The sequence below is a fragment of the Propionivibrio sp. genome (genome assembly GCF_047602565.1).
Classification (GTDB): domain Bacteria; phylum Pseudomonadota; class Gammaproteobacteria; order Burkholderiales; family Rhodocyclaceae; genus Propionivibrio.
Genome location: NZ_JASGGX010000001.1, coordinates 189,967 through 207,709 on the forward strand (window position 1 = coordinate 189,967; position 17,743 = coordinate 207,709).

14 protein-coding genes and 2 pseudogenes are annotated in these 17,743 nt (G+C 62.5%); 13 read left to right on the forward strand and 3 right to left on the reverse strand.

Going from position 1 to position 17,743, the window contains the following annotated elements:
* The first annotated feature begins 19 nt into the window (after nt 1-19).
* From QM701_RS00880 to QM701_RS00935, 12 genes and pseudogenes are all read left to right on the forward strand, one after another.
* Nucleotides 20-1,219: a DegT/DnrJ/EryC1/StrS family aminotransferase gene (locus tag QM701_RS00880; protein ID WP_415165230.1), complete on the forward strand. Its 1,200-nt coding sequence runs from the start codon at nt 20-22 to the stop codon at nt 1,217-1,219.
* A complete protein-coding gene (locus tag QM701_RS00885; protein WP_415165231.1) occupies nt 1,216-3,381 on the forward strand; it encodes a GNAT family N-acetyltransferase in 2,166 nt (721 codons plus the stop codon). Before QM701_RS00880 ends, QM701_RS00885 begins: the two co-directional genes overlap by 4 nt.
* 25 nt (nt 3,382-3,406) lie before the next feature.
* A complete protein-coding gene (locus tag QM701_RS00890) occupies nt 3,407-4,663 on the forward strand; it encodes a glycosyltransferase (RefSeq protein WP_415165232.1) in 1,257 nt (418 codons plus the stop codon).
* Nucleotides 4,660-5,823 carry a right-handed parallel beta-helix repeat-containing protein gene (locus QM701_RS00895; RefSeq protein WP_415165233.1) on the forward strand — a complete coding sequence of 388 codons (1,164 nt, stop codon included), beginning with the start codon at nt 4,660-4,662 and terminating at the stop codon, nt 5,821-5,823. The genes QM701_RS00890 and QM701_RS00895 overlap by 4 nt, the downstream gene beginning before the upstream one ends.
* Before the next feature lie 32 nt (nt 5,824-5,855).
* Nucleotides 5,856-7,547 carry an asparagine synthetase B family protein gene (locus tag QM701_RS00900; RefSeq protein ID WP_415165234.1) on the forward strand — a complete coding sequence of 564 codons (1,692 nt, stop codon included), beginning with the start codon at nt 5,856-5,858 and terminating at the stop codon, nt 7,545-7,547.
* A 44-nt stretch (nt 7,548-7,591) separates the two neighbouring features.
* A complete protein-coding gene (locus tag QM701_RS00905; protein ID WP_415165235.1) occupies nt 7,592-8,674 on the forward strand; it encodes a D-alanine--D-alanine ligase family protein in 1,083 nt (360 codons plus the stop codon).
* Between the two features lie 91 nt (nt 8,675-8,765).
* Nucleotides 8,766-9,986, forward strand: coding sequence for a hypothetical protein (locus tag QM701_RS00910; protein ID WP_415165236.1), 1,221 nt, complete (start codon nt 8,766-8,768; stop codon nt 9,984-9,986).
* Between the two features lie 253 nt (nt 9,987-10,239).
* A pseudogene (locus QM701_RS00915) lies at nt 10,240-10,404 on the forward strand (Mur ligase family protein); the annotation flags it as partial.
* A gap of 29 nt (nt 10,405-10,433) precedes the next feature.
* On the forward strand, nt 10,434-10,709 hold the full coding sequence (locus QM701_RS00920) for a Mur ligase family protein (RefSeq protein ID WP_415165237.1): 276 nt from the start codon (nt 10,434-10,436) through the stop codon (nt 10,707-10,709).
* Between the two features lie 29 nt (nt 10,710-10,738).
* Complete coding sequence (locus tag QM701_RS00925; RefSeq protein ID WP_415165238.1) at nt 10,739-11,266, forward strand: glutamate ligase domain-containing protein; 528 nt, start codon at nt 10,739-10,741, stop codon at nt 11,264-11,266.
* A gap of 39 nt (nt 11,267-11,305) precedes the next feature.
* Nucleotides 11,306-11,671 (forward strand): annotated as a pseudogene (locus tag QM701_RS00930) (hypothetical protein).
* Nucleotides 11,646-11,903, forward strand: coding sequence for a hypothetical protein (locus QM701_RS00935; RefSeq protein WP_415169322.1), 258 nt, complete (start codon nt 11,646-11,648; stop codon nt 11,901-11,903). Before QM701_RS00930 ends, QM701_RS00935 begins: the two are co-directional and overlap by 26 nt.
* Here the strand turns inward: QM701_RS00935 and QM701_RS00940 are convergent.
* Nucleotides 11,881-13,662 carry an asparagine synthase-related protein gene (locus QM701_RS00940; RefSeq protein ID WP_415165239.1) on the reverse strand — a complete coding sequence of 594 codons (1,782 nt, stop codon included), beginning with the start codon at nt 13,660-13,662 and terminating at the stop codon, nt 11,881-11,883. The two genes, QM701_RS00935 and QM701_RS00940, sit on opposite strands and share 23 nt — an antisense overlap.
* A gap of 88 nt (nt 13,663-13,750) precedes the next feature.
* Nucleotides 13,751-14,848 (reverse strand): Mur ligase family protein, encoded by a 1,098-nt coding sequence (locus QM701_RS00945; RefSeq protein WP_415165240.1) that lies wholly within the window; start codon nt 14,846-14,848, stop codon nt 13,751-13,753.
* 271 nt (nt 14,849-15,119) lie between these two features.
* Between QM701_RS00945 and QM701_RS00950 the strand changes: the two genes are divergently transcribed.
* Entirely contained in the window at nt 15,120-16,286 is a 1,167-nt protein-coding gene (locus tag QM701_RS00950) for a Mur ligase family protein (protein ID WP_415165241.1), read from the forward strand.
* Here the strand turns inward: QM701_RS00950 and QM701_RS00955 are convergent.
* Entirely contained in the window at nt 16,283-17,740 is a 1,458-nt protein-coding gene (locus tag QM701_RS00955) for a lipopolysaccharide biosynthesis protein (RefSeq protein ID WP_415165242.1), read from the reverse strand. The genes QM701_RS00950 and QM701_RS00955 overlap by 4 nt on opposite strands.
* Nucleotides 17,741-17,743 lie beyond the last annotated feature (3 nt).

Here is a 17,743-nt window from a genome sequence, read left to right on the forward strand (position 1 = left end):
CCGTCCCGCGATGTCGTCGATGCCCTTGCAGCTCGCGCGTTTCGATCCTTCGTCGTTCGATTTCCCCCGGCCAAAAGTGCCGTTGCTGCCCAATCGCACCGTGAGTTCCGGCAACGGCATTCCGATCACGGGCTTTTTCAAGACCACCCAATACGGTTTTCGCAGTTTCGCGCGCGGACGCTATGCCCTGGGAGCGGCATACCGCCTGTGCGGCATCGGCCCAGAAAAGATCCTGATGGCGCCGGCCTACCACTGCCTGAGCATGCTCGATCCGGCCATCGCGCTCGGCGCCAAGGTGCTGCTTTATCCACTTCGCCCCGACCTCTCGCCCGACATTGAAAAGTTCGACGCCCTGTTCGCCAAGGCCGACCGTCCGGTGAGCGCCCTACTCGCCACGCATTACTTTGGGCTGGCGCAGAATTTTGTGCCGCTGCGGAGTTGGTGCGCGGCAAAAGGCATCACCCTCATAGAGGACTGCTCGCACGTTCTGTTTACCGAAACGGTGCAGGCGCCGCGCACCGGCACTTTCGGAAAATACGTCACCGCCAGTCCGTACAAGTTTTTTGCTTGCGAAGATGGCGGCCTGTTGTGCGCGGCCGAGCCGGGTCTGCTCGGCATGACCGTTGTCGAATCTCCAAGCTGGCGCGACGAAGCGCGCGGGTTTAAACACCTCATGGAAATGCGACGGCCTCCGCCGCTCGCCAATACCGGATCAGCGTCGACCGCCCACCCGCTACCCGCTGAAACTCCGCTCTTCGAGTTGGCCTATGGCCGACCTTCGCCGTACTTCGTCCCTGCCGACGCGCGAAAATCGGCCTTGCGTCTCTCGCGTTGGCTCGTCCGCCGCGCCTCGGTGCATGACCTTGCCGCTGCCCGGCGCCGCAACTACGCGCGCTGGCTCGACGCCACGGCCACGCTGCCGAACTGCCTCCCTCTTTACCCCGACTGGCCGGCGGACGGCGTGCCCTACATGTTTCCGCTGTTGATCGATACTCCCCTCCCGCACTTCTTCTTGCTGAAGCAGGCCGGCATGCCCATCTGGCGCTGGGACGAGATGGCCATCTCCGATTGCCCCGTCTCGCGCCGTTACCAGTTGCATCTGCTGCACCTGCCTTGCCACCAGGGCCTGGACGAAGCGCAAATGGACTGGATGATCGATGTGCTGAGATCGGTCCTGCGACGGACTGGCGAGGACGGCTGCCGCGAGGCTGGCCGATGACTTGGGAAGTACACGCGGCGCGCGAGGCGTTCCCCCGATTTGCCGGAGAGTGGGATCGTCTGAACGAAACGCTGTTCGGCGGGCACCCTTTTTTCGACAGCCGCTTCGTCGGCCCGTTACTGAAGCATTTCGCCACCGGAGACGAGTTCCTGTGCATCGAGCGATCGGACGGACCGAAGGGGCGGATAACCGGGGCGCTCATCGCGCAACCCCAAGGGTACGGACGCTGGGTTTCGTTCCGTCCTTCGCAGGCGCAGATTACCGCGGTACTGCTCGATGACGCCGAGCGGCTCGCCACGCTGTTACCCGCTTTGCCGGGATTCGCCTGGACCATCGAGTTGATTGCCATCGACCCGCGATTTGCGCCTTGCATGGAAAAAATGAATCGCACGGCGCACGTTTCGGCCCAGGCATATACGATCGGTATCGACGGCGCCCTTGCTTTCGATGGCTATTGGAGCCAGCGGCCGAAGAATTTGCGCGCCAACCTGCGTCGCTATTTCAACCGGCTCGACCAGGAGTTCGGCGGCTTTTCCCTGATCCGGCATGCGCGGCCAGAAGACATGGACGAAGCCGTCACGCGTTTCGGCACGATCGAATCGTCCGGATGGAAGGGCAAGGCCGGAACGGCCGTCGCGCCCGACAACACCCAGGGAAGCTTCTACGCGGAAATCATGGAATCGTTCGCGCACGCCGGACAGGCGGCGGTCTACGAGCTGCGCGTCGGCGACCGGTTGGCGGCGTCGCGTTTGATGATCGAAAACGCGGACCTGTCGATCATCTTGAAGACCACTTATGACGAAACGCTGGCGCGGATCGCGCCGGGACGTCTGCAACTCAATCGCGTGATCGAAGACCGCCTGACGAACCATCCGGGACAAACGCTTGAGTTCTACACCAACGCCACCCGTGATCAACGCGAGTGGGCCACCTTCGGTTGCACGATCCTGAACGTGCAGATATTCCGCAGAGCTTTTTTCTCGACCGCTTTCGCCGTGCTCAAAAGCTTGCGCAACGCGCTGCCAGGAGCATCGATGCCGGGCGAACCGCCCGAAGGAGTGATAGTGGACACCTGCACCGGGCTGGAAACGCTGCGCGAGGCGGGATTGGATCTGTCCGGCCTGTCGCGGGAAAAACCGATCGAAGCCTCCACGGAGTGGTTCGAGCTGCTGCAACGCTCGGTATTTGCCGGCGATGCCGGCGTGCGTTACCACTACATGGCCGACGACAAGCGGGTCACGGCGCTGCTGCCGACGCGCCACACCGGTCTGAGAGTCAGGAAAATCGAGGCATTGGGCAATTTCTACACGTCGCTGTACGCGCCGCTCAAGACGGATGAATCGGATTCGGACGCATTGAAACACCTGCTGGCGCACGTGGCGGCTCATCGAGGCGGCGCCCACCTCATGCGTTTCGCGCCGATGGACCCGGATTCACCTGCGTTTTATGAGCTGTACGATCATTTGCTGGCGATCGGCTGGACGCCATTCCGCTTCTTCTGCTTCGGCAACTGGTATTTGAAGATCGAAAGGAACTGGGAAGACTACCTCAAGCACCGCAGCGCCAACCTGCGCAGCCGAATCAAGCGGAAAACCCGGCGGTTCACCGAAGAAGGCGGTGTTCTGGAAGTTGTCTCCGATCCGAGGCGGGTCGATGAGGCGATCTCAGCATTCCAGGAGGTCTATTCAGCCAGCTGGAAAATACCGGAACCGTTTCCCGAATTCGTCCCCGCGCTGATCCGCCAGCTCGCATCGTCCGGCGCGCTGCGCATGGGGATCGCCTGGCTGCGGGGCCGGCCTGTCGCGGCGCAACTATGGATCGTCACGGACAGTACGGCCAGCATCTACAAAGTGGCGTACCACGAGGGTTTTGCCTCCTACTCGCCGGGAACCGTGCTCACCGCCCATCTGATGCAACACGTTATCGATCGTGACCGGGTGAGCGAAGTGGACTTCCTGATCGGTGACGACGATTACAAAAAAATCTGGATGAACCACAGGCGGGAACGCTGGGGAATCGTGGCCTACAATCCGCTGACATTCATCGGCTGCATCCTGCTGCTGCGCGAGATGCTTGCACGCTGGGTAAAATCGGTGCTCGTCAAGGCGGAGCCGCATGCCTTGCCGCAACCGGAGTCGCACCCCTCATTCAAGGACAAATAACTCTTCACGCATGAAGCGACTTCTCATGATCGCCTACCACTTCCCCCCTCTGGCGGGAAGCAGCGGTATCCAGCGCACCTTGCGCTTTGCGCAGCACCTGCCGAAATTCGGCTGGGAACCTCTCGTGCTCACGGCACACCCGCGCGCCTATGAACGTACCAGCGACGACCTGATGGCCGATGTGCCGCCCGGCGTGATCGTGCGGCGGGCCTTCGCGCTCGATACCGCGCGCCATTTGTCCGTTGGCGGGCGCTACATGGCCGCCATGGCCCGGCCCGATCGCTGGATGAGCTGGAAATTCGGCGCCGTGCGCGAAGGGATGCGCATGATCCGCGAGTTCGCGCCGCAGGCCATCTGGTCAACCTATCCCATCGCCACGGCCCATGCAATCGGTGCCGCGCTCCAGAAGCGCAGCGGCCTGCCGTGGATCGCCGACTTCCGCGACCCGATGGTGCAGGACGGTTATCCGGCCGATCCGCTCGTGCGCAAGAGCTTCCAGCAGATCGAAAAGGAGACTTTCTCGTCGGCAAGCGCCTCCACCTTCACTACGCCAAGCGCGGCGCGGACCTACCGCGAACGTTTCCCGGCCTCCGCCGGCAGCATCGAGGTCCTGGAGAACGGCTACGATGAAGAAACGTTCGCACAAGTCGAAGCAGCGGCCGGACTGCCCGCCGGCGATCGCGCGCGGGAAGTCGTGCTGCTGCACAGCGGAATCGTCTATCCCTCCGAACGCGATCCGACACAGCTGTTCGAGGCGCTGGGGCAACTCGGGTCGAGCGGGCGGATCGCGCCCGGCATGCTGAAGATCCGCTTTCGCGCCGCCGTGCATGACGGCTTTCTGCGCGATCTCGCGGCCCGATATGGCGTCAACAAATTCATCGAATGCCTGCCCCCCATTCCTTACCGCGAGGCGCTCTCGGAAATGCTCGCGGCCGACGGACTCCTAGTCATGCAGGCGTCGAACTGCAATGAGCAGATTCCGGCCAAGATTTATGAATACTTACGCTCGAAGCGCCCGATCCTGGCGCTGACCGACCCGCACGGAGACACGGCCGCGGTGCTGCGCCAGGCGGGCATCGCGGATATCGTGCGCCTGGATTCGGTCTCCGAGATTCAGGAGAGGCTTCCATCTTTCACGGAAACGATCCGCCAGAACAGCTACACTTTACCTTCGCAGCAGGCCGTGAAAAGTGCGTCGCGCGAGGGGCGGACGGCTCAACTGGCCGGATTGCTTGATTCGCTGATGGCTGGCCGCAACCGGACAGCCGGAACTGGAGGATGAAGATGATTCGTCTGTTGCGGGCACTATCGCTGCCACTCCTCTTCGCTGCGTGGATGCAGGCCAACGGCGCCGAACCCCTCCTGCCCGGCGAACTGGTGCGTGTAGGCCCGGACCGGACGGTCAAAACGATTTCCGCCGCGGCCAAGCTGGTTCCCGATGGCGGCGTGGTCGAGGTCGATGCCGGGGAGTACGTCGGTGACGTCGCCGTCTGGGTCAACAAGAACGTCAAGGTGCGCACCGTCGGCGGCCGCGTGCGTCTCGACGCCGCCGGAGCCGCCGCCGAGGGCAAGGGCATCTGGGTCGTGCGCGGCGGCAAGGTCGAGGTCGATGGTTTCGACTTCGTTAACGCCGCGGTTTCCCATCACAACGGTGCCGGCATCCGGCTGGAGAAAGGCCAGCTGACCGTACGCAACAGCACTTTCACGCGGAATCAGAACGGCATCCTTACCGGAAACGACAAGGCGGGCATTGTCGAGATCGAAAACTGCGAGTTCGGTTACAACGGTTTTGGCGACGGGCAAAGCCATAATCTGTACGTCGGGGGCATTGCCCGGCTGACCGTGACCGGCAGTTATTTCCATCATGCCAACGTCGGGCACCTGCTCAAAAGCAGGGCGGCCGAAAACCACATCTTCTACAACCGGCTGACCGACGAAACAGGCGGGAAAGCCAGTTATGAACTGGAATTTCCGAGTGGAGGCGTCGTTTATGCCGTGGGCAACGTCATCCAGCAAAGTTCCACCACCGAGAATCCCAGCATCGTCTCCTACGGGGCGGAAGGAAGCTTCTGGCCGGTCAACGCGCTCTACCTGGTGAACAACACGCTGGTGGACAATCGCCCGCAGAACGGGGTTTTTCTGCAAGTCCGCAAAGGCCTTGGCACTGTGACCGCGGTGAACAACCTGCTGGTCGGCCAGGGCAAGCTGGAAACCGCCGGTCCGGGCGACTATCGCAACAACTTCAACGTCGACTGGGACGAATTCGTGCTCGCGGCGCGCGAGGACTACCGCCTGCGTCCGGCTTCGAAACTGCGTGGCAAGGGAATCGAACCACCGGCGGTTGCCGGTGTCGATCTCCGGCCGGCCAAGGAATACGTCCACCCGCGCTCGGTACATGACGTTCGCCCGAAAAAATTGAGTCCCGGAGCATTCCAGAATTGAAACCCATCCTGGCACGACAAGACAAACAGACCATGCATTCCGCGACGACGACCGCTTCTTCCGGCTTCGTTTCCGGCTATCCCCGCTTCCCGGACGCCGAGACGTCCGCGCTCGCCCGTGAGGAAGGCGATCTGGCCGCCTGGACGCGGCTGATCGGCGGGACGGGGATCGGGGCGTTCGCCGGAGTCGCCGGGGATTTCGCCGTGGCCCTGCAGCTGGATGGACGGACTTTCCTCGCCATCGACCGCTTCGCGATCCAGACCTTGTGCTATCGGATCGACGACGGCGTGCTGAAATTCGCTCCGCGCGCCAATGAACTGGCCGACCCGACCACCGAGATAGATCCGCAGGCGATCTTCGATTACCTGTACTCGCACGTCATCCCTTCGCCGCGGACCATTTTCAAGGGGATATACCGCGTTCCGCCGGCGCATTACGTGCTGTTCGAGGATGGCCAACTGACCGTGGCGCCCTACTGGACTCCCGAGTTTCGGGAAGACGGCTCCCGTTCGTTCGAAAGCCTGCGCGACGAATTCCGCGACCTGTTGCGGCAGGCCGTCGCGCGCCAGCTCGCGCTGAATGGAGGAAAGGCCGGCTGCTTCCTGAGCGGAGGAACGGATAGTTCGACAGTCGCCGGGATGATCGGTCTGGTTCGCGGCACGCCGGCGGCAACCTATTCGATCGGATTCCAGGCCGAAGGCTACGACGAAATGGCCTATGCCCGTATCGCCGCCCGCCATTTCAATACCGAGCACCACGAGTACTACGTCACGCCGGACGATCTGGTGCGCAGCATAGCCGAGGTCGCCATCCATTATGACCAACCGTTCGGCAACTCGTCCGCCCTGCCGGCCTTCTACTGTGCCCGCATGGCCAAGGAGAACGGGATCACCCGGATTCTTGCGGGCGACGGAGGCGACGAGCTTTTCGGCGGCAATTCGCGCTACGCCAAGCATCGTGTCTTCGACTGGTATCAGTACGTCCCGGGAGCCGTCCGCAAAGGACTCATGGAACCCATTCTGAAAACGGATCTTGCCCGGCGGTTGCCGCTCGCCCGCAAGGGGGCGAGCTATGTCGAACAGGCCCGGGCACCGATGCCCGACCGGCTGGCGATGTACAACCTGATCGCCCGGCTCGGTCTCGACGAGGTGCTGACGCCGGAACTCCTGGCGCAGGTCGACGTCGACGCGCCGTTGCGGCAGCAGCAGGACGTGTGGAACGGCGCGGTGACCGGCAGCGGCACCAACCGGCATCTCGCCTTCGACTGGCGCTTCACGCTCGCCGAATGCGACTTGCCCAAGGTATACGGAACGACGTCCCTGGCGGAGTTGGACGTGGGTTTCCCGATGCTCGATGACGATCTGCTGGCGTTCTCGCTGCGGTTGCCGGCGGAGTACAAAGTCAAGGGCCTCAAACTGCGCTGGTTTTTCAAGGAAGCCTTGCGCGGTTTCCTTCCGGACGAAATCATCGTCAAGAAGAAACAGGGATTCGGCCTGCCCTTCGGCCCATGGGCGACCCGGCACGATGCGTTGAGAAAACTGGCTTCCGAATCCGTGCGAGGCCTGGCCGACCGCGGCATCCTGCGCACCGATTTCGTGGAGACGCTCCTGACCAGGCACCTCCACGAGCATCCCGGCTATTACGGGGAAATGATCTGGATTTCCATGATGCTCGAACAGTGGCTGCAGTCCCGGTCCCCGAGATTCACTCTCGCGGGCGGTTAGCCCGAGCCCGACCCGATCGGCTCCAATCACGAAGAGAGGGAAACATGTTGAATATCTGCGTTCTTTACGGCGGCAAATCGGGCGAACACGAGGTATCCCTCAAATCGGCGGCCTCCGTCGTCAAAAATCTCGACCCCTCGAAATATCGCGTCACCGTGATCGGCATCGACAAGGCCGGGTACTGGCATCTGCAAGATCCAGTGATATCCCGGACTGTTCCGGGCGAAGGCGAGGCGCTGTGCATCACGCCCTCCTCCACGCCGGTGTCGATCGTGCCGGCCGACGGCATTCACGCCGGAGCAGCCGGGCGGCTGGCCATCGATTGCGTGTTCCCGGTATTGCACGGCAGTTTCGGGGAAGACGGCACGGTCCAGGGCCTGCTCGAGATCGCGGGCCTTCCCTACGTCGGGGCGGGCGTGCTGGGCAGCGCCGCCTCGATGGACAAGGAAGCCGCCAAGCGCCTGTGGCGGGATGCGGGGCTGCCGATCGTGGACTTCGCGGTCGTCGACCGGGCGAGCACCCGGGACGAGTGCGCGGCGGCTGGAGATCGCCTGGGCTGGCCGCTTTTCGTCAAGCCCTGCTCCGCGGGTTCGTCGCTGGGGGCTGCGCAGGTGGCGGACAAGGCAGCGCTGGAAGCCGCCCTGACGGATGCCCTCAAGTACGACCGGCGCGCGCTGCTCGAACGCTTCATCAATGCCCGCGAGATCGAATGCGCGGTCATCGGCAACTCCGGAAACATAAGCGCCTTCGTGCCTGGCGAGATCGTCCCCGGAGGCACGCACGGATTCTACGACTACGCAGCGAAATACACCGACCCGGACGGGGCGAGCCTCGTCGACACGGCTGTCCTGCCGCAGGAGACCCGCGACTTCATCATGCGCACGGCAAAGGCCGCTTACGTGGCAGTCCGCTGCGAAGGCATGGCGCGCGTCGATTTCTTCCTCGACAAGGATACGGGCCGGGTATTTCTAAACGAAATCAACACGATACCGGGGTTTACCAACATCAGCATGTTCCCGCGGATGTGCGTCGCGTCCGGCCTCTCCTATCCGGCGCTGCTGGACACCCTCATCGGGATGGCAGTGGCGCGGCACGAGGAGAGAAAATCCATTCGCTGTGAAAAATAGCGATTGAGGACCGCTTCCCGACAGGTTCGCGGACAACCGCCCGGCCGGGTCCGGAATCCTTGCAGGCGAGCTCTTTGGCAGGAACCCACTCATGCAGCGAAGAGACTTTTTGAACGGTCTGATTGCCGCTTGCGGCTGGGGGTTGGCGGCTAGCGCGAAAAGTGCGCCCCGCGCCGAGGCTGCCGCCGAGCAGGAGCATTTCCGCATTCCGGCGTGGCGGCAGGCGATCCAGCCGGGCCGGATCGCGCAGATCGGCCGCAACCGTCTTTCCGATCTCGATCCCGCGAAAAACCCGGCGATCAACCCCGTCTATCCGAACGCTCCCGAATGGAGCGGATCGCTGGGACAAGCGGGAGTCGTGCTGCCGTGGTGCGGCGCCTGCTGGGATGAGCACGGAGGAACCCTTTGGCTTCCCCTGCAGGGAGGACACGGCGATTACGCGGGAAACGAAGGGTACCGACTCAGGCTGATCGACGACCAGCCCGCATGGGTCATGACCCGTCCGCCCTCCGGCGCCATCGGGAACATTCTGAAGACCCAGGACGGAAAGGAGTTGACCGGCAACTATGCGGACGGCCGCCCGCGCGCGGTGCACAGCTTCAACAAGCCCGTCTATGTTCCCGGCATTGGGCCGGTCATGGTCGTGCAGGGCAACACCTCCTGGAACGGCTCGATGGGGACCGCGCGGACGCTGCTGCTTGATGAGCAGACCGGCGAATGGTCGGTCAAGGCCGTGCATCCCTCGCCCGGCGCGACGATGGCCGGCGCCGGCTGCTACGACCCCTCCCGGCACCTGATCTGGTACAAGAGCTCCGCGGAAGGCCACCCGAGCTATCTGGATCTGCGCAACTGGAACTGGGTCGTGCTCACCCGCTGGGCCAAGGACCCCTCATGGAGCGCGAAGCGTCTGATCTTCCTGCCCGAACACGATCTCATCTTCCAGGTGGACGGCGCCAAACCAAACAAATTCTGCGTGTGGGACCCGGAAAGAGGTTCCCTTTACACCCCTACAGCCATCGGCACCTTCCCGAAAGGATTGGTCTTTAACGGAGGTTCCGGCTGTGAATGGGACGGAACCAGAATACTGGCCTGGCACCATGCCGGCAGCACAACGTCCATAGGAACTTTGACGCCCACCGGCGAACCAAGAAGGGACCCCTGGGCATGGGGGGAAATCGAGTTCTCCGGTATCACGCCGAGTGCCGCCGTGCCAAACGGAACGTATGGCCGGTTCGCCTACAGCAGAAAGCTGAAAGGGTGTGTGTTGCAAAACGCGGTCAACACGCGGACATATTTTTTCGCAATCGGTTGAGAAGACCGCAAGAGCGCGTCGAGACGTTCCATGCGGCACCCCGGCGCCGCGCCTGTGCTTGCGGGAGGCTAGACCGATGAGTGACAAGGTAATGGACCGTTCGCCCGGCAAGACACTCGGGGATTTCCGATCCGCCCTGGCCTGGAGAATCCGGCGGACGTGGGCCCCTTTCGTCGAGCGCGCCACCGATCGTTCGGCCATCGCGGCCGCCAAGGCCTGGCGGCCGTTTTAGCGGAATCCGGTATTCTTTGGCATCACCGGCAGCGCGGGCAAAAGCACGACCAAGGAACTACTGACCGGCATCCTGGCGCAGCGAAGGCGAGGACTCGGGACATCGGGCAACGAGAACGTGCTGCCGTTCATTGCGCGCATGATCCTCAGGATGCGCCCCGAGCACGATTTTTGCGTAGCGGAGCTCACCGAGGGCAAACCCGGCGTGATGGACGAATGCTGCCCCTGCTACGACCCGGCGTGGGCATCGTCACGGTGGCCAGGAATGACCATGTATCCGCTTACGAGTCGCCAGAAGGCATCGCGCGGAAGATGGGCAAGTTGGTGGCCTCGCTGCCGCGGTCCGGAACGGCGGTGCTCAACGCGGATGATGAGCGCGTTCTGGCCATGGCCGACGCATGCCGGGGCCGGATCATCACGTACGGACTTTCCCCGGCCGCTCGCCTGCGCGCGGAAGCATCGACGCGGCATGGCCCGGCCGCCTCGCGCTGACCGTCATTTACGGCGATGAACGCGTCCGGGTGCGTACCCGGCTCTGCGGCGCGCATTTCGTGCCGTCGGTGCTCGGCGCCATCGGTGGCGGACTGGCGAGCGGCCTGAGCCTGACCGAATGCGCGGAAGCCATCGAACACATTGCGCCTTTCACAGGGCGCATGCAGCCTGTGACTACCGACGACGGAGTGACCTTCATCCGCGACGATTTCAAGGCGCCGCTATGGACGCTTGACGCTTCCCTCGAATTCATGCGCGCGGCGCACGCGGCGCGCAAGATCGTGGTCATCGGCGAGTTGTCGGATACGGGCCCGGGCAAGGGAGAAAAATACGCCAAAGCCGCGAACAAGGTGCTCGACGTCGCTGACATTGCCGTGTTTGCCGGCCCCTGGGCCTCGAGCGCCCACAAGGGCCGTTGCGGCGAGCCGCCTGGAGATCATCCTCGCGCGCAGCGGCAGCATTGCCTGCTGGAGAGACGACTGCAAGCGGGTGATGTTCTGCGATGCCTGCCCCGGCAGGCATCGTCCCTGGGAAGTGCCTACTCAGGCATCCCTTGACCGTTCGGCCCTGGAATCGACGACCCTCCGCTCGCGCCTTTGCAACCGGAAACCACCGTCGTCGTTGGCCTTGGCAACTGCGACGCCAAGTACGATGGAACGCCGCACAACATCGGCTTTGCCTGCATGGATCACATGGCGGCTTTCCTTGCGTTCACCTGGGAGACATTGCCCGGAGCCTGGATGGCACGCAGCATGGAGAGCGGTTAACTGATCTGCCTCATCAAGGAGCGGCAGCACATGAACCTGACCGGCGGCGTGCTGAAACAGCTTGCGGAGAATCTGGCCTTCACGCCGGAGCGGTGCATCTTGGTGTTTGACGATCTTGACCTGCCGCTCGGGAAAGTACGCCGGCGAATAGCCGGAGGCGCCGGCACCCATCGCGGCCGTCGCCTCGGTTCTTGAAGCATTTCAGACCGACGCGTTCCGGCGGGTGAAGATCGGAGTGGGCAAGGATGGGGCGAAAAGCAGGCAGATCGACTACTTGCTGTCACCGTTCGATGCATCGGACCGCGAAGCTGTCCGCCAGTCGATTCAGGCAGCCGCCGCGCAAGTGCTCGAACTCGCAAGAACACTAAATTGCCTTGACCGCCGACAGCAGCACCAGAACGCCGTCAAGCGACCTGAGCCTCTGTAACGCCGAGCGTGGTCGGCAATTCATATTTCCCTTTGCAGGTCTTCATGCATTCGTAGTAGGCCAGCCCTGCTTTCAAGGCATAGCCATAGTTTCCCAGCCCGAGTTTCGTAGCCCACAACATCAGCCGTAGACTGCCTTTATGCAGCACGCGGAACGGGAAATCCGGAGCCGACAACATGGCTTTGGCGCGTTCGATCAGATCATCGTCCGGACTCGATCGATACGCGCTGGACGAACCTCCACCCCATTGATCCGGCAGATCGTCGGGCACCGGAACAATGCTTGGCGTGTGCCCCGGATACGCTTGCCAGGGAACTTCGCGAACAGCCGGATCGAAGGACGACAGCCACTGCACGTAAAAGCGATGATACAGGCACGGATCGACGGGAAGTGCTGTCAGGTATTCGAGAAACTCGCTGTCGTAGAACGGAACCTGGAATTCGAGGCGGTGCTGATCGATCGTCTCGAAATGCTTTACCAGGTGCCGGCGCGGCCCATTGAGGTTGAGGAAGATGTAGAACGCACGTACGGGATCGGGATAATCGATTTCCTTCAATTCGTCCAGCAGGCGTTTCTGCAGATGTCCCCGCAAGGACGAAGCGACATCGTCATTCAGGATTCTCGATAATAGCGACTTCCTTTGCTGTTGCAGGAAGACGTCGACAGCGCCGGCGCTGTCTCCGGCCCGCAAGGTCTTGACGATCTCCGGCGTGATATAGACGTGCCCCAGGCCGACGCTTCCCCCCTCCCCGGTCCATACGACGTTGAGACGCTCGGGCATCCGCTCCGCGCGGCGCGGCGATGCGCGCCACGCATCCGCCATGATCGCCGACCAGTTGGGGTTGGCGCCCGCGGGAGTTTCGTGATGGACGGCGCCGCTCTTTTCCGCATACTGGAGCGCGAAAACTTGGTCCTGCGTGCGCGGGGGCGAGAAATTGAAGGTATATACCCGTGCGCCTTCGGCAAGAAGGCCCGCCACCGTACAACGCGAATCGAGTCCACCGCTGAGATAGGCGAACGTCGTCCGGTCGCCGCGAAGACGCCGGCGTATCGCCTGCTGGAACAGATGATGCGTCGCCTCCCGCATCTCCTCGCCAGAAGCCTGCACCAGCTTGATCGCATCCCACCGGAAGTAGCGTGACGAGCGGATGCCATCCGGCCCCACGGTGATCATCTCGCAGGGCAGCATCATTCTGATTCCCGCATACGGCGTACCGCCGCCGAAGGGATAGCCAAAACCGGTGATCTCCACGAGAGCGACCACATCCATCGTCTTGGGCAGGTCGTCGAGTGCCTCCAGAATCCTCAACGCGCTGGAAAAAAAGACGAATTGCTCGGTGACGGCATAATAAAGCGTGCGCAGGCCGAGGCGGTCGGCCACCAGTCGCGCAGTGCCATGGCGCGGATCGAAATACGCGGCGCAAAAAGTGCCGCTTGCATGGCGCAGCGGGCTGAAATCCCCATTGTCCCAGGCTGCCTGCAGATACTCGAGATGCGCGTCGCGTTCCTCGCCTCGCGGACCGTCGCAGACGAGCAGCGGCTCGCCAGCCAGCATGGCAAAGCTTCCCTCCGGCGATTGGTGGTGCGCCGGCCGGCCGAAGGCGCCAATGTCAACCTTGATGAAAAAACAATGCGGCGTACGAAATTCGATCGGCCGATCGGCCGGGTCCCGCGAAATCGTTCGCCTCAATGCGGCGCACAGCGCATCCGGGACGGACGCCGAAGGAGTGCGGCTGATCACGCCTGCGAGAATTGTCATTGCGTTCTCCGTTTTTTTCTTCCGGTGCCGAGCATAATGCAAAGCGGGCCGGGCGTAGCCATATCCGCGTGGCGCACCGTCGTCCTCGTCAGGCCACTTCCCGGAGCCTTTCGACCACCCTGCTCATCCGGGTCGACGCGGACCCCTTGACGAAAACGCAGTCGCCGGGATGTACCAGCTTGGCGATTTGATCGGCGCATGCTTCGCTGGTCTCGAACCAGATATCCGGATTGTAGCGCCTGGCAAGGTCCCCTACGCCGACCAGGAGATCCGACCGACTGCGGGCATAGGCTGCAATCTCCTCGTGGAAGGATGCGTCGTTCTCGCCCAGTTCACTCATGCCACCCAATACCGCCAGCTTGCGGGTGCCTTGTCCGGCTTCACGCGCCAAAGTGTCGAGACCGAGTTTCATCGATAGGGGGTTCGCGTTGTACGTATCGTCAATGATCAGAATATCGCCAACCTGCAGCCGATTCAGGCGACCTTTCGGGTTCTTGAAATCCTTGAGCGCGGAGGCGACGACTTCATCCGGAATACCCATGTACCGGCAGATGGCGCGGGCAATGTTCTGCGAGAGTTCCACCCCCTGGCCCGGTACCTTGACGACGGGAGCGCGTGCCATCTGCTCGAAGCGCGCGACATACTCATGATCCTGCCCCAGGACGACCAGTCCCGACGGCGGCACGGCACGGACGAGCGCCCCCTTTTCCTCGATCACGCCATCGATGGTCTTGAGCTTTTGCAGGTGGGCCGCGCCGATGCGCGTCACCACGGATACCGTCGGCGGCGCCAGGGCTACCAGCTCATGGAGATTGGCCGTATCTCCGACCCCGCACTCCAGGACCATGACCTTCGGGTAGCTGCCGCAGAGGACGCGCATGGCCCGAAATGGCAGCAACAGGAGCAGCGCCATCCTGTCCAGGTAGTTCCAAGGCAGTTCGAGCACGCCGTCAAACCTGAGCAGGGTCGCGGCAACCCCGAGATTGTCGTTCATGTTCTCGACGGTCGAGCCCACCGGACCGACGATCCTCCCGGCTTCCTTGCTGGCAAGGACGGAGGCGATCAGCGCGGTCGTCGTGCTTTTCCCGACGGACCCCGTGACGGCGATGATGAACGGCTTGCGAATCCGGAAAACGAGCTTCCCCAGGAAGATGGTGAATGACTCCAGTCTGCGTAGCGGAACCAATGGCTCCAAGATCCGATCTACAACGAATCTCTTTAGTCTGTGGACCATTTCACATGCTCCATGGTTATGGACCGTCCGGATGTTTCGGAAAGGAAGCGACTTTGCGCAATGTCACAAGAAACGTTGCACCGCCGAAGCACTGGCAAGATCATCGGTTTTCGAGGTATGGGCTTCCGCATTTTTTTGGGTTAACTTACTCTAACCCCCTAGAGCCACTCGGGCGCCCGGAAGTTCCTCGACAGCCGAACAGATCCAAGGGAGGACACGGGAGATGCAGTTCATCATCCGGAAAGTGAAACGTTTCTTCATCGACCGCATACTGGAATCGATCATTCCGGAAAGGCGCCTGGTGGCGTACGTGATTTTTCTCGGCCGATGCGTACATCGGATGCGCAAGCCGTACGTCATCGCGGTAACCGGATCGGCCGGCAAGAGCACGACGACGGAGATGATCGGCTCCACCCTGTCGCACCCCGATGCCGAAAGATTGATCGGGCCGATCTTCTACACCCGGGAGAACATGAACGACAATTGGGGAGTAGCCGCCACCCTCCTCCGCTTCGACCAGTTTCTAATGGTTCCATGGAATCAGGCGGCGCGGATGTGGCTGGTGATTCGCGCCACGTACCGGGCCCTGCGCGCGCTGATCGGAACGTATCCCAAAGTATTCGTGCTGGAGTGCGGCGTCGGCCCCACGGCGGACCTGGAACGTCTCGTCACCATCGCGCCGCCGGATATTACCGTCGTCACCACGATCGGCGCGGCGCATCTGGAGAAGATGAAGACGCTCGACGGCCTGGTCGAGGAAAAAGGCGCCCTGGTCCGGGCCGTACCTTCCCGCGGACTGGTGATCCTGGGCGACGGCCACCCTTACGTGGAGCGGCTGCGCGGGATGGCGCGCGCGCCCGTGGTGACGGTCCAGGGCCGCGGAGTGGAACTGGCGCGGAACGTCGCCCTGGCCGTCTGCCGGCAGCTCGGCATACCGGCGCCAATCGCCGAATCGGCGACCCGTGACTTCAAGAATCCGCCTGGCCGGCTCGACAGCTTCGATGTCGGAGGAATGACGGTCATCGACGACACCTACAATGCCAACCCGCTGTCGATGAGGCTCGGCCTCGATACGCTCAAGGAGGTCGCGGGCGATCGACGGCGACTGGCCATTCTCGGCGCCATGGCTGAACTGGGTGACGACGGCTCGCGCTACCACGAGGAAATCGGCGTTCACGCGCGAGTCTGCGCCGATGTGGTGATCGGTGTCGGCGAGCTCGCCAGGCACTACAAACCGGATATCTGGTTCGAGACCAGCGCGGCGTGCGCCGAACGCATCGCGCAACTCATCCGCGAAAACGACTACCTTCTGGTCAAGGGGTCGCATTCCTCCCAGATGTGGAAGGTGGTGGTCCGGCTTAAGGAAATGACTAAAGCTTCGGTGGCCTAGGCGCGTTTCGTCACGACGATGCTGCGCACGACGTCGAGCACCTGCAGCGCTCCCTTGCGGTCGATAACCAGCGACGCGCCCAGGTAAGACAACGCGCCGACGGCAATCAGGACGCACATGCGCATCGCGCCGTGCAGTTCGTCACCGATCAGATGGCGTACTGCGAAAACGGCAGCGTACATGATCAATGCCGCGCCTGCCGGCGACGACAGCGCCTGGAAAAACTGCCTCGGACGCAATCCGAGCACCGGCGCGCAGCTCACGTAGAAAGGAAGATATACCGCCGGAGCGATGATCAGCGAAACAAGGCTCAAACCGGTCAACCCGCCTACCGAGGTGCCGAGGAACAGCAGCGGAGGTCCGATCAGAAGGGCACGGCAGGTGTTGCGTAGCGTAAGATCGGTGCGACCCAGCCCCTGCGTGGCCGTCCCCACGAAATTGGCGAAGATCCGCAGCGGCACCACCAGCGCCAGCACCTGCAACGGCAGGATCGACATCATCCATTTGGGGCCGAGGATCACTTCGACGATCTCCGGCGCGATGCTGGACATTCCCCATAGCACCGGAAACGCGAAACACGCCAGCACCCGGATGCCCAGCAGGACATACTGGGAAACCCTGGCAAGATCGCCCTGGATGCTCGAAAAGGCGGGAAACGCGACGCCGTTGACCAGTCCGTTGAGCTTCTGGCTCGGCAAGGATGCGAGATTCACGCCGACGGAATAGAAGCCGTACAGTTCGTTCCCCAGTATCCGCGCCCCAATGAACGTGTCGCTCTGCGCGCAGAACATGCCGATCATCCCGGCCAGCGTCATGTTGCCGCCGAAGGTCAGCACCGAGCGCATGCCTTTCAGCGAGAAGCTCGGCAAGTGGGGAAACGGCGACAGCCAGTTCATGCCGATCGTGTGCAGGATCTGCCCGACGAAGGTTCCGGCCACCAGCGACCAGACGCCGCCCCCCGCCCAGGCCACGCCAAGCGTCGTGCAGCTGGCGAGAATGGTTTCGATCAGGTCGAGCAGCGACCGGCTGCGGTACTCCATCCGCCGCAGCAGCTGGACGCTCGGGATGACGTTCAACGCGCCGAGGAGAAACTGCAGCGAGAGAACCCGGATCAGCAAGGTCACTTTCGGTTCGCTGTAAAACGCCGCGATGAGCGGTGCGGCGAGGAACAGGATCAACGCCAGCCCCACATTGATCGCCAGGACGATGCCGAACGTCTGCTTCATCATGTCCAGGCCCAGCTCGGCCTTCTGCACGAGAGCGGGGCCGAGCCCCAGTTCGGCGAACATCTGGAAGAACATGATGAACGCCGTGGCCATCGCCAGCAGCCCGTAGTCGGCCGGCGTCAGGATGCGCACCACGAGAAGCGTGATTGCCCAGGAAATGACCTGGCTGGCCAGTCTGACGCTGGCAGTCCAGCGAAACCCGGACAGCGTCTTTGCTCTGAGAGTCATCGT